The organism is Stenotrophomonas sp. 80084_Sma (assembly GCF_056481995.1).
Map to the genome: position 1 here is coordinate 2,722,237 of NZ_CM151177.1, position 12,468 is coordinate 2,734,704.

Annotated in this window: 12 protein-coding genes; all 12 read right to left on the reverse strand. The window is 68.3% G+C overall.

Annotated elements, in window-relative coordinates; translation table 11 throughout:
• Window positions 1-40: 40 nt before the first annotated feature.
• Entirely contained in the window at window positions 41-1,234 is a 1,194-nt protein-coding gene (locus tag ACZK3W_RS12600) for a substrate-binding domain-containing protein (protein WP_329893619.1), read from the reverse strand.
• 217 nt (window positions 1,235-1,451) lie between these two features.
• Window positions 1,452-2,651, reverse strand: a complete 1,200-nt coding sequence (gspF, locus tag ACZK3W_RS12605) for a type II secretion system inner membrane protein GspF (protein WP_180838029.1) — start codon at window positions 2,649-2,651, stop codon at window positions 1,452-1,454.
• 7 nt (window positions 2,652-2,658) lie between these two features.
• Entirely contained in the window at window positions 2,659-4,092 is a 1,434-nt protein-coding gene (gene gspE / locus ACZK3W_RS12610) for a type II secretion system ATPase GspE (RefSeq protein WP_329893618.1), read from the reverse strand.
• Window positions 4,089-6,470, reverse strand: a complete 2,382-nt coding sequence (gene gspD, locus ACZK3W_RS12615) for a type II secretion system secretin GspD (protein ID WP_478449963.1) — start codon at window positions 6,468-6,470, stop codon at window positions 4,089-4,091. The genes gspE and gspD overlap by 4 nt, the downstream gene beginning before the upstream one ends.
• A complete protein-coding gene (gspM, locus tag ACZK3W_RS12620) occupies window positions 6,467-6,994 on the reverse strand; it encodes a type II secretion system protein GspM (RefSeq protein ID WP_329893616.1) in 528 nt (175 codons plus the stop codon). Before gspM ends, gspD begins: the two co-directional genes overlap by 4 nt.
• Window positions 6,991-8,154 (reverse strand): type II secretion system protein GspL, encoded by a 1,164-nt coding sequence (gspL, locus tag ACZK3W_RS12625; RefSeq protein WP_329893615.1) that lies wholly within the window; start codon window positions 8,152-8,154, stop codon window positions 6,991-6,993. Before gspL ends, gspM begins: the two co-directional genes overlap by 4 nt.
• Window positions 8,151-9,056 (reverse strand): type II secretion system minor pseudopilin GspK, encoded by a 906-nt coding sequence (gene gspK, locus ACZK3W_RS12630; RefSeq protein WP_329893614.1) that lies wholly within the window; start codon window positions 9,054-9,056, stop codon window positions 8,151-8,153. Before gspK ends, gspL begins: the two co-directional genes overlap by 4 nt.
• 9 nt (window positions 9,057-9,065) lie before the next feature.
• Window positions 9,066-9,503, reverse strand: a complete 438-nt coding sequence (gspG, locus tag ACZK3W_RS12635) for a type II secretion system major pseudopilin GspG (protein ID WP_110712520.1) — start codon at window positions 9,501-9,503, stop codon at window positions 9,066-9,068.
• 57 nt (window positions 9,504-9,560) lie between these two features.
• The gene (locus tag ACZK3W_RS12640; RefSeq protein ID WP_478449965.1) at window positions 9,561-10,145 is read right to left on the reverse strand and encodes a hypothetical protein; all 585 of its coding nucleotides are present in this window, start codon (window positions 10,143-10,145) and stop codon (window positions 9,561-9,563) included.
• Between the two features lie 120 nt (window positions 10,146-10,265).
• Window positions 10,266-10,817 (reverse strand): hypothetical protein, encoded by a 552-nt coding sequence (locus tag ACZK3W_RS12645; protein ID WP_329893612.1) that lies wholly within the window; start codon window positions 10,815-10,817, stop codon window positions 10,266-10,268.
• Window positions 10,818-10,875: 58 nt separating this feature from the next.
• The gene (locus tag ACZK3W_RS12650; RefSeq protein WP_107433708.1) at window positions 10,876-11,856 is read right to left on the reverse strand and encodes a FecR family protein; all 981 of its coding nucleotides are present in this window, start codon (window positions 11,854-11,856) and stop codon (window positions 10,876-10,878) included.
• A 69-nt stretch (window positions 11,857-11,925) separates the two neighbouring features.
• Window positions 11,926-12,456, reverse strand: coding sequence for an RNA polymerase sigma factor (locus ACZK3W_RS12655; RefSeq protein WP_032128154.1), 531 nt, complete (start codon window positions 12,454-12,456; stop codon window positions 11,926-11,928).
• Window positions 12,457-12,468: the final 12 nt, after the last annotated feature.

Sequence of the window (12,468 nt, forward strand, 5' to 3'; positions counted from 1 at the left end):
CGCCCTTGTACGTCTCCTGCAACTACAGAAGCAATCGCAGTTACAGCGGACGACCGATGCCCGAGCAGGTGCTCGGATTGTTCACCGCACCGGCGTTGGTGGCGGTGGCAAAGCGAGCACGGACCGCATCACGCCATGCCTTGGTCAGCGGGATGAACTTGTGCGCGCGGATGGCGTCGTCGTTCGGGCCCTGCTCCACACCGTTGACCACGGTGCTGCCGTAATGGCGGGTCAGGAAGCCGCGCACATTGGCGCCCACGGTGGCGTTCTTGTAGCACTGGCCGAACACGAAGTTGGTGTAGCCAGCGATCGGATAGCCCGCGCTCGGGTTGCCGAACACCGGAACCCAGTTCGCGGGGTTCTCTGCAGCGGTGCCGGTCGGCGGCGCAGCGGTTTCCAGCGTGGCCTGCACGCTCACTTCATCCGGCGAGAAGCTCTTGACCTTGGCGACCTTGGTGGCATCGGTCAGGCTCGGGATGACGTCCGGGCCGACGTAGCCGACGCGGCCGTCAACGGCATAGACAGCGTTGTACAGCGCGGTGCCACCGGTGGCCGGGGCAGCGACGAAGTTCGACGGCACGGTGGTGAACAGGTTGGCGAAGGTCGACTGCACCGAGAACGCCGGCACGCCGTTGGCCAGCTTCAGGTTGGTGCCCGACACGTCAGCCGGCTGGCAGGCGCTGGTCAGGAAGCGGGTCAGCAGTTCGCTGGTGCCGCTGCTCTCGCCACGGTAGACAACCTGGATGGCACCGGTACGGCCCAGGCCCGCCAGCTGGCTCCAGTTGTTGATCTTGCCGGAGAAGATGCCGCAGATCTGGGTCACCGACAGGTCAACGGCCGAACCGGCCTTGTTGAACGGAATCGTGACCGAGGTGGCCACCGACGGGATCTGCACCAGGGCGCCGTAGCGGTTGGCATCGCCGGACACGTTGTAGGTGCTGTTGTAGGTGTTCAGCTCGGTGCTGCTCAGCACCGAATCGCTACCGGCGAAGTGCACGGTACCGGTGGTGGAGAACAGCGCCGAGTTGTTTTCCAGGAAGGCCTTCTTGCCGGTACCCGAGCCGGTCACGGCGTAGCTGAAGTTGGCCGGCAGGATGCTGTCAGCCGAACCCTTGTAGAGGTCGGCCGGCAGCGAGGCGCCGCCACCGGTGACGGCAGTCTGCGCCGAAGCGGCACCGGCGGTGGCGAGCAGCGCGGTGGCAACCAGCGCGGCCAGGGTCTTGTACTTGTTCATGATCTTCTCCTGAAGGGTTTACTGCGAAGGGAAACGCCAAGGGAGGAACGGTCACTACACGCCTGCTGCCGCCGAGGGCCTCCCAGCCCACTCTGCGGCGACGTGGCTATGCTGGTCCGCGCCGATGACAGGCCGCTTAAGAAACCTGTGGAAGATCGAAAAAAGGTGTGGAGGATTGTGTGGAGAATCGAAAGCGTGCCGTGATGCGCGTTGCGCATCACTGGACCAATTGATTCATTTCCATGATCGGCATCAGCACGGCCAGCACGATCGTCAGCACCACGCCGCCCATCACCAGGATCATGGTCGGTTCCAGCAGCGCGGTCAGTGCCATCGCGCGACGTTCGATCTCGCGCGAGATCGTCTGTGCAGCACGATCCAGCAGCGGCGCCAGCGATCCGGTCTTCTCACCACTGGCCACCAAGTGCACCAGGATAGGCGGATACACCTTCTGCACCTTCAACGCAGCACCCAGTGCCGCACCTTCGCGCACGCGCGCGGACACGTCATCGGCACAGCGTGCCAGCAGCGCATTGCCAAGCGTCTGCCGCGCCGCCTCCAAGGCACGCAGCAGTGGCACACCGGCATCCAGCAGGATCGCCAGCGTCGAGGCAAAGCGCGCACTGTTCACGCCCAGCACGAAACGCCCGACCATCGGCACCCGCAGCAGCATCGCGTCCCATCGCAGGCGCAGTTCGGGCCGGCGCAACGCCAACCGCCATGCCACCACCAGCGCAGCGATGCCCAGCCCCACCCACACGCCCCAGCTGCGCACGAACGCGCTGGCGGCCAGCATCACCTGGGTCAGCATCGGCAGCGTCTGCCGCGCCTGCACGAACGCGGTCACCACCTGCGGAACTACGTAGCTGAGCAGGAAGATCACGATCGCCACCGACACCAGGCTGATCGCCGCTGGGTAGATGAAGGCGGTCAGTACTTTGGCCTGCAGCGCGTTGCGTTCTTCGATGTAGTCGGCAAGGCGCTCCATCACCCGCGCCAGGTCACCGGAGTCTTCACCTGCGCCCACCAGCGCCCGATAGATCGGCGGGAAATCGCGCGGCCGCGCGGCCAGCGCCACGGTCAGGCGCTGGCCGGCACGCACGTCGGCGCGTACGGCGGTGAGTGCCTGGGCCACATGCGGGCGCTCGGCCTGTTCGATCACCGCAGTCAATGCGGCTTCCAACGGCAGGCTCGCGGCCAGCAGGCTGGCCAGCTGGCGCGTGGCCCAGGCCAGCTCGCTGGCAGACAGCCGGCGGGCGCCCCAGCCACTGCCCGCACCGCGCGCCGCGCTGACCTGCACGGGTGTCAGCCCGCGACCGCGCAGCAGCTGGCGTGCGCCGCGCGGGCTGTCGGCGTCCAGCTGACCCTTCTCGATGCGGCCCTGCGCGTTGGCAGCCTGGTAGTCGAACAGTGCCATGCAGGCCTCAGTCGTCGCCCGTGACGCGCAGGATCTCTTCCAGCGTGGTCACCCCGCTGTCGACCCAACGCTGGCCGTCCTGGCGCAAGGTCCGCATGCCGGCACGCCGCGCCGCCTCGCGCAGCGCAGGTTCACCCTGCCCTTCATGGATCAGCGCACGCACGCGATCGTCCACCACGAACAGCTCGTGGATGCCGGTACGCCCCCGGTAGCCGCTGTTGGCACAGGCCGCGCAGCCCACCGCGCGCCACACGGTACGGCCGTCGCCATCCACCTCGGCACGCCGGCATTGCGTGCACAGCCGCCGCACCAGCCGCTGCGCCAGTACGCCGCGCAGCGACGAGGCCAGCAGGAATGGCTCCACGCCCATGTCGGCAAGGCGGGTCACTGCCGAGATCGCGTCGTTGGTGTGCAGGGACGCCAGCACGCCATGGCCGGTCAGCGACGACTGCACCGCAATCTGCGCGGTCTCCAGGTCGCGGATCTCACCGATCATGATGGTGTCCGGATCCTGGCGCAGGATCGCGCGCAGCGCCGTGCCGAAGCTCATGCCGATACGCGCGTTGACCTGGATCTGGCCGATGCCGGCGAAGTCATACTCCACCGGGTCTTCCACGGTGAGGATGTTGCTGGTGCTGCTGTCGAGCTGGCCCAGCGCCGCGTACAGCGAGGTGGTCTTGCCGCTGCCGGTCGGCCCGGTGACCAGCACGATGCCATGCGGCTGCCGGATCAGGCCGGTGAATGTGGCCAGGGTGTCATCGGCCATGCCCAGCCGCTGCAGCTGCAGGCGGCCGGCATCCTTTTCCAGCAGGCGCAGCACGGCGCGTTCGCCATGCCCAGTCGGCACCGTGGAGACGCGGATGTCCAGCGGCCGACCGCCCACGCGGATCGCAATGCGCCCGTCCTGCGGCAGGCGCTTCTCGGCGATATCCAGGTGCGCCATGATCTTGATGCGCGATACCAGCGCCGCGTGCAGTGCGCGCCGCGGCTGCACCATGTCGCGCAGGGTGCCGTCCACCCGGTAGCGCACCACCGAATGGGTCTCGAATGGTTCGATGTGCAGATCGCTGGCGCCATCGCGTGCGGCCTGTGCCAGCAGCGCGTTGATCATGCGGATCACCGGCGCATCGTCCTGCGCGTCCAGCAGGTCGGTGACTTCCGGCATGTCCTGCATCAGCCGGTCCAGATCGACTTCGCTTTCAGCGGCACCGACCACGGCAGCGGCATCGCCGCCGTCACGGTACTGCTCACCCAGCCGCTGCTGCCAGGCCGCTGCATCCAGCGCCTGGAACGGCAGCGGGCCATGCCGTCGGCGCAGTTCGGCCACGGCCCACGCGGCGGTTTCGGCGGTACCCAGCAGCACCGACTCGCCGCCAACTTCGGACAGCATCACGCCATGGCTGCGCACCCAGGCGTACGGCAGTGGCGCGGCGGTGCTCACGGCCCGATCACCAGTTCCGGCGTGTAGCCCAGCCCGCGCAGCTGCTGCAGTGCCGGGTCCAGCGTCGCCGGATCGCGTGGCAATCGCACGCGCAGGCGTTGCCCGCTCTCGCCGGGCGTCGCTTCGGCATACGCCTGCAGGCCCAGTGCCCGCACCTGCGCCACGCCCTGGCTGGCACGCGCCGGGTCCAGCCCCTGCGCGAACTGCACCAGCTGCGCATCGCCGTCACCGGACGGGTACAGCGCCTCCAGGCTGCTGTTCTGCAGCGGCTGGCCCTGGCCATCGCGTGCATTGCCCTGGCCGAGTACAGACAGGTCCTGCGGTGGCAGCTGCGGTGCCGACAGCGCCGGCAGCGCCCAGCTCTGCACCGGCTGCGCACCGGCCTGCGCGTTGCGCATGTAGTCGTAGCGGTCTCGGGTCAGGCGCTGGCCGGCGGCCGGATCACGCACCACGTGCGGGCGCAGGAACACCATCAGGTTGGTCTTGGCGCGCTTGCGGGTATCACTGCGGAACAAGGCGCCCAGCACCGGGATCTTTCCCAGCCCCGGCACCGCATCACGGCCGTGGCTCACACTGTCTTCCAGCAGGCCACCCAACACCATGATCTGGCCATCGTCCAGCAGCACGCTGGTATCCAGGGCGCGCTTGTTGGTGATGATGCCGGCCGTGCTGTTCGCGCTCTGCGCGTCGATGCTGCTGACTTCCTGGTAGATGTCCAGCTTCACCGTGCCGCCCTCGGAGATCTGCGGGCGCACCCGCAGCTTCAGGCCCACGTCCTCGCGCACGATGGTCTGGAACGGGTTGTTGCTGCCGCCACCACCGTCGGTCACGTAGCGGCCGCTGACGAACGGCACGGTCTGCCCGACCATGATGCTGGCCGCTTCGTTGTCCAGCGTCATCAGGTTCGGCGTGGACAGGATGTTGGCACCGCCCTTGCTCTGCAGCGCGTTGGCCAACGCCTTCATGTTGAGGATCTGGCCGACGCCGGGCAGGTTGATGGTGCCGTCGATGACGCCGATCTTCAGGCCATCCTTGGGCAGCACGTCCAGGGTGGTGCGTGCGGTGGTGTTCAGCCCGCTGCCACCGGTGGTGCCGCCGAAGTGGGTGCCGCCGAAGGTGCGGCCATTGCCCAGCATCCACTGCACGCCCAGTTCGGCCGCGTCGGTCTGGTTGACCTCCACGATCAGGCTTTCCACCAGCACCTGTGCACGGCGCTGGTCGAGCTGGTCGATCACCCGCCGCAGGTTGCGGTACACCGGTTCCGGTGCCGAGATCAGCAGCGTGTTGGTGGCCACGTCCGCCTGCACCGAAATGCCGTTCTGACTGAAACCGGTGCTGCCGGCATCGATCGGGTCGCGGCGGTTCGGGTCCAGCCGCTGCGATTCCAGCGCATTGCCACCGGTCTTGGCCTGCTGCGGCTGCGACGGCTGCGACGGTGTGGCGCGGTTGGCGTCACCCGGCAGTGGCGTGATGCCTTCGTTGCTGCCCATTGCCGGTGCATCGCTCTGCCCGGCCACCACGCCGCGCAGCACGCCGGCGAGCTGATTGGCCTGGGCGTTGCGCAGGTAGACCACATGCAGGTTGCCGGACTCGTCCTGCGCGCGGTCCAGCTTCTCCACCAACTGCCGCGCCAGGCGCGTTCGGCCCGGGCTGCTGGAACGCAGCAGCACGCTGTTGCTGCGGGGGTCGGCCATCACCACCACCTTCTGGCTGGGCTCGGCGCCCTGCGCATCCAGCAGCGGCGCGACCATCGCTGCCACGTCAACGGCAATGCCCTGCTGCAGCTTCACCACATCGGTGTCCATGCCGGCCGGTGTATCGACGCTGGCGATCACCCGCGCGATGCGCTCCAGGTTGTCGGCATAGTCGGTGATCACCAGGGTGTTGTTGCCCGGGTTGGCGGTGATCGGATTGTCCGGGCTGATCATCGGCCGCAGCACCGCCACCAGCGCGGCTGCGTTCTCGTAGCGCAGCGCGAAGGTGCGCGTGGCCACCTCGCCGCCGGCCCCGCCCGCGCCCACACGGCCACCGAGCAGCTTGGCCTCGGCCTGCGGCACCACCCGGCTGACACCGCCGTTCTCGACCACGGCAAAGCCACGCATGCGCAGTGCGCCCAGCAGCAACTGGTACGCCTGGGTACGGCTGACCGGGCCATCAGAGACCACGGTCATCTTGCCGGTCACCCGCGGGTCGACCAGGAACTGGCGACCGGTGAAGCGCGCCGCCATGCGCAGTACGCCGCCGATATCGGTATCCACCAGGTTCAACTGCACCGGTTCATCGGGGGCGTCCTGCGCCTGTGCCGGTGCAACAACGTGAGCGCCACCCACGATCAGGGCCAGTACAGTGCTGCAGGCAAGGCTGCGCAACGCCCTCATGAATGGCCACCCGCAGTGAGTGCCATCACGATGTTTCCGGATATCCGTGCCGCCGGCATGTTCGCATCCCCTGTGCGTGTCAGTTGCAGTTGCTGCAGTTCGATGGCCGGATCGGCCAGCACGGGCAGCAGCCAGTTCCACAGTGCGTCAGCAGGTACGGCCTGCACCTGCAGGTGCCAACGCCCGTCGCGTGCTTCGACATGCAGTCCATCGGCGAGGCCGGCGGACTTGATTCCATTACGCAGCGCGGCCAGCGTCGGGCGCTGCCCCTGCACCTGCTGCTGGCGTTCTCGTGCACGCAGCAGCGGCGCCAGTGCGCGCGCCTGCGCCTGCAGCCGCGGCAGCTCAGCCTGCCAGTGCGCACGCTGTTTCAGCAGCGGCTCCAGCCTGAAGGACCACAGCCCCGCTGCCAGCAGCGCCAGCACCATCACCCACAGCATCCAGCGGTCGCGCGGCGGCAGGTGCTGCCAGCGTCGCTGCAGACCGGCCACACCCTCGCCCAGGCGCATGGCTCTGGCGGTCACTGTCCGCCCCCGCTCACGCGCAGGCGTCCACCGGCCTCACGCGCCAGCTGCAGGCCCTGCGCCTGCGCCGCCTGCTGCCACTTCTCCAGCCGCTGTGCGTCATCGGCTACCGCCTGCGCATCGGCGTCCAGCTCCAGTTCCAACTGGCCGGGTTGATAGTGCAGGCCGCGCACCTGGCCGCCCAACTCCGGAATCGCCTGCAGCGTCGTTGCGACCTGCCGCTGCACCGGTGGCAACGGCGGCGCCGGCAACGGCACGGCCAGCGCGCGCCGCGCCTGCAGCACCGGGTCCACCACATCGGTGATCTCCGGAAAGTGCGAGCTGAACTGCCGCGCCATGTCCTGCTGCAACGCCTCGCCCTCGCTGCGCCAGCGCGAGACCTGCAGCTGCAGCCCAAGCGCAGCCAGCAACACCGCCGCCAATGCGAGGCCGATCGCCACGCGTGGTGCCTGCCTGCTGCGACCCGGCAGTGGCAACGACCACGCTGGCACGGGTCCGCACGCCTGCCGTTCATGCGCGACCACGGTGGCCGGCAGGTTCTCCGGCCACGCCGACGGCACGCTGTCGATCCACTGCACGGCCTGCACCCCGGATTGCTGAAGACGCGTCGCGAGCGACTGCAGCACCGCCGCTGTGTCGCGCCCACCGCACCACTGCACAAAACCCCGATCGCGCCCGCAGCGCACCAGTAGATGCTCGCCGGCAGCCTGCAGCGTTGCCTGGCCGTTCTGCCATGGCAGCAGCAGCGGGGTCGGGTACAGTGCCTGCAGCTGCAGTGCACATGAGGCCAGCAGCTGTTGCGCTTGCAGGACTGCCTGCTGGCCAAGCCACGCCACAGGAACCGTGCCGTCCGCCGCCTGCGCACCGTGTGCCAACGCGACCTCCTGCAGGTCATCCAGCAGCATCGCCTCTACTTCGCCCTGCAGTGCGGCCTGCAGCCTGCGGCCCGACAGTGGCGGCAGCTGCAGTTCCAGCAGGATCAGGTCCTGCGGATCGAGACAGGCCAGCACCTCGGCCTGCGGATGACGTTGCCCGAGCACGGCCAAGCCCTCGCGGCCATGGGCCAGCACCCCACCCTTGTGCAACTGCGCCCACTCGACCGTACTGTCGGCGCGCAGGTGTTCCAGCGCCGGCAGGCGCACCCTCAGCTGCACGCTCATGCTCCAATCCTCGTCCACACACGCTGCACGCGCACACTGTCATCGCGATACTCGCGCCAGATCAGGGCCCTGAAGTCGACCGCATTGCCATCGGCCTGTACCTGGCCGACGGCAAGGAACCACTCGCTATGAATGCCAAGCGGTACCACGGCCATCTGCGCGTTGCTCAGTTGCAGTCGATTGGCGATATCGCCGCGGTTGAGCAGCCAATGGCCACCGTCGCGCTCACCGAGCAGCGCCTGCAGGCGCCCCGGCTCCACGCCGGGAGTGACCGCCTGCAACACGCTGATGTCACTGGTGTTGGCATTGATCAGGGTCTGGGCCGGCAGCACCACGGTGCGCCGTGCCAGTGCCTGCACCGCCACTGGGTCGGCGCCCGCCAGGGCCTGCTCGATCACCGATTCACGCGGCAACGGCGCCTGCGCCTGCAGGTCGCCATCACGCAGCCGCGCCTGGATGTGATCGGCAGCAGATGCACAGGCACCCTGCCCCAGCCCCTGCCCGGCACACAGCGCGATGAACGCGCGCCGTGCCTCCGGGTCCGGCTTGCCATAGGCCAGCAGGTTGCGCAGGTTGAACATGGACTGTGCATCGACCAGCTGCAACTGCACCGGCAGCGGCGCCTGCAGCGTCAGTGGACGCGCCCAACGGCCGCTGCGCACCGTGGTCAACTGCTCCTTCACATCGTCACGCAGCTGCTGCGCCGCGCGCTCCAGGGTGGCATCGACCGCCATGCGCACCTGCGCACGCAGCTGGTCGCCACGCAGCGCACGCAGCTGTGCCGACTGCCGGGTCAGCAGTGCAGTGGCAATCACCGCCACCAATGCCACCACCAGCAGGGCGACGATCACCGCCATGCCGCGCTGGCGGGTGCACGGGACCGAACGCGTCCGGGCTGTCATCTGCACGCCTCACAGCTGCCAGGAGCCGATGTCCGCGTTCCCGGCGTCGCCACCGGGCTTGCTGTCCGCACCCAGCGAGAACACATCGATGTCGCCATGGGTTCCGGGAATCTGGTACTGGTACGGATGGCCCCATGGGTCATTCGGCAGGCGATCCAGATACGGTGTCACCGGCATCGCACCGCCGCCCTGCGGCGGCTTCACCAGCGCCTGCAGGCCCTGTTCGGCGCTGGGATAGCGACCGTTGTCCAGCTTGAACAACTTCAATGCCTGCATCAGCGCCGCGATGTCCTGGCGCGCCGCCACCACGCGCGCCTGGTCGGGACGGTCCATCAACCGCGGCACGATCAATGCCGCGAGAATGCCGATGATCACCACCACCACCATGATCTCGATCAGGCTGAAGCCCTGCTGCCGAGCCCTGCGACCACCCACCTGCCTTGCCATTGTTCCGCCCTCGTCATCCTGGAAGAGACCGCTGTGCCATGGTCAGCGGTGCATGTGTCAGTACGATAAACATCCGCCTGCTATTCGCTGCGCGTGTGCCTGTGCAGGCGCAGCACGTGCCGCAGGTACACATGCAGACTCGAACAAGTGCTGCGGCACGCTGGCCAGCGCATCGTCGATGCAGCCGCGCAGCAACGGGTGCGCGCAGGCCTGCAGCAGGCGCACGCACTGCATCGGCGACCACGCGGTGCCATGGTCGAGGCCGATGAACATCCGGTAGGCCTGGTGGTAGCGCAGATCGTCGTACACGCGCTGCGCACTGGTGAGATCACGCACGACCACCAGCAACGCCGCACGTTGCAGCTGCCGCACATCGCCCGCGTCAAGCGGCAGCGCGTTCATGGCCGCTTCGGGCCAGGGCCGCAGCTGCAGATCGAGGGCGCGCCGCAACGCCGCCAGCGGATGCGCGCTGCTGTCCAGTGCCGCCCAGCGCGCCGCATCGGCCCAGGAATCACTGGACAGCACCCAGACCCACGAGTGCCCATAGCGCTGCACGTTCACGGGCGTATGCCGTGCCTGTTCCAGCGACTGGCTCAGGTGACGATCCAGCTCCAGCATGCTGATCCTGCGACTGTCTGCCATCGGCGCCGCCCGTGCTCCGCGACGCGTGGTGCGTCGTACTCTGGAGAAGACGTCAGCAAGGCAGGTGAAGCGACAACGCGAATGCGTCTCTGTGCGCTGCGTGGCGCTTCATCAGCAACGTCATCGCAGCGTCATCTGCCTGCAGGCTTCGCGCTCCAGCCGCGGCGCTTCGCCCCCGCAACGGCGCGCCAGTATCGCCACATCGCTGCGTGCGGCGAACGTTGCCAGTGCATTGGACATATCCACGTCATCGCACCATGACGCCATCGCAACACGCAGCGCCGGCAGCTGCCAGCCGTCCATCACGCCATGGGTGCCGGCCACGAACCAGTGCCAAAGACGATGATGCTGTACCTGCTCGTGCAGTTGCACCAGATCGTCGATGCCGTGCATGCCCATCAGCAGCAGCACGCGCGCCATCGCCGCAGGCGGCAACGTGCCGGCCTCAGCGAGGGGCAGCACCTGCTGCTGCAGCCGTAGCAGCATCGCCAACGGGTGCGATTGCGGATCGAAGTCCAGCAGAACGGCCTGTTGCTGCCATTGCGCATCGGATACCACGCACACCCACGGCGATCCATAGCGATGCACCATCAAAGGCCGTCGCTGCGTGGTTTCCAGCAGCGCCGACAGGTTGCGGCGCAGATCCAGCACACCGATGGTCTCGTTGCGCATCCTTGGCGTCTCCTTGCTTGCAACAGCCCTGCGCGGCGCGCACGGCCAGCGTCTTCACCTAACCAAGGACGGCAATGCCACCCGGAAAGCGACGCAGATCCAGCGACATCGTCAGTCGCAGCTGCTCCAGCGCCGCGTCCGGATCATCGATGCGGAAGCGACCGCTGACCGGGGCCCGCGCCAACGCCGATTCGCCCAGCAGCACCTTGCCGCGGCGGTAGCGGTTGATTTCATCCACCACCTCGCGCAAGGGAGCGCGACGGAACACCAGCATGCCCTCGGTCCAGGCGCTCACTTCCGAGGCCAGGGCTTCGGCCACCACGCCACTGAGGCGCTCGTCGTATTGGGTCTGCTGGCCCGCCTGCAGCTGCAGGCGGCCCTGCGGGTGCTCGATGCGGGCGCTGCCCTGCAGGCAGGTCACCCGTACCTGGCCGTGGGTGTTGCGGACGTCCAGGCGCACCGCACCTTCATCGGCAATCACGCAGCCCGGCCCCGCGAACAGGGCGAGGCGCAGGCCTGCCTGGGTTTCGATCGCGGCCTGGCCCTGCACCAGCTCGAAGCCTTCGCCCTGCGTGTCCGAACGACGGCGCAGGCTGCTCTGCGTATCCAGTTCGATCTTCAGCTGCGGCAAGGGCGCGATCTGCAGCCGCTCACCGGTGCCGGTGTGGAAATCGGCCGCCATCGCCGTCACCGAGGGCCACAGCCCCAGCGGCGGGCGGATCGCCGCCACCACCACCAGACTGGCCGGTGCGGCAATCGCGGCGCCCAGGAAGGCGCGCCGGCTCCAGCGCTGGGCCGGCGTCGGCGCGACCGGCTGGCGCGCAGCGGCGGGCAGCTGTTCGCCGGCCAGGCGTACCTGCTCCCATTGCCGGCGCGCACGGCCGAATGCTTCGCGATGACGCGGATCAGCCTCGCACCACTCACGGAACCTGCGCCCATCGGCGGCGGTGGCCTCGCCCGAGGTCAGCCGCACCACCCACGCGTGGGCCTGACGCTCGACGGCATCCAGCGGGCGTTGCGGGCGATCGTCAGGATCCATGGGGGCTCATGCCGGACCCGCACGCTGCGGGGTTCTGCTCGGCGTCAAAGTGTAGACGGATGCCGCCGATCAGAACCGCACCTGACGCCCCTGTCCGCTGCGCTCGGCCAGGTAATCCTGGGCCGCCTTCAACTCACGCTGCACCAGCCGTAGCGACACGCCCAACTGGTCGGCGACGTCGCGCTGCTGCAGGCCATCGACGCGGATCGCCAGCAGGATGCGGCGTCGGCGCTCGGGCATGCGCTGCAGCAGGCCGACCATGTCTTCCAGCGCGAAATCCAGTTCGGCCGCCTGCGCCGGGCCCGGTGCCGGGTCGGCCATCTCCATCAGCGTATCCACCTCTTCCAGGCTCAGCAGGCGGTGGTCGGCACGCTGGCGGTCGATCACCGTGTTCATCGCCATGCGCAACAGGTAGGCCGCGGGGTTCTGCACGGCATCCAGGCGGTCACGGCGCGCACTCAGGCGCATCCAGGTGTCCTGCAGCGCATCGCCGGCCAGCTCCTCCGAGCCCAGCTTGCGCACCAGGCGGCGCTTCAGCTCGTCGTAGGCCCCCAGAAGGTGGTCCATCAGGTCAACTGCCCCAGCCGTACCGTTGCTCATGTTCGAATCCTT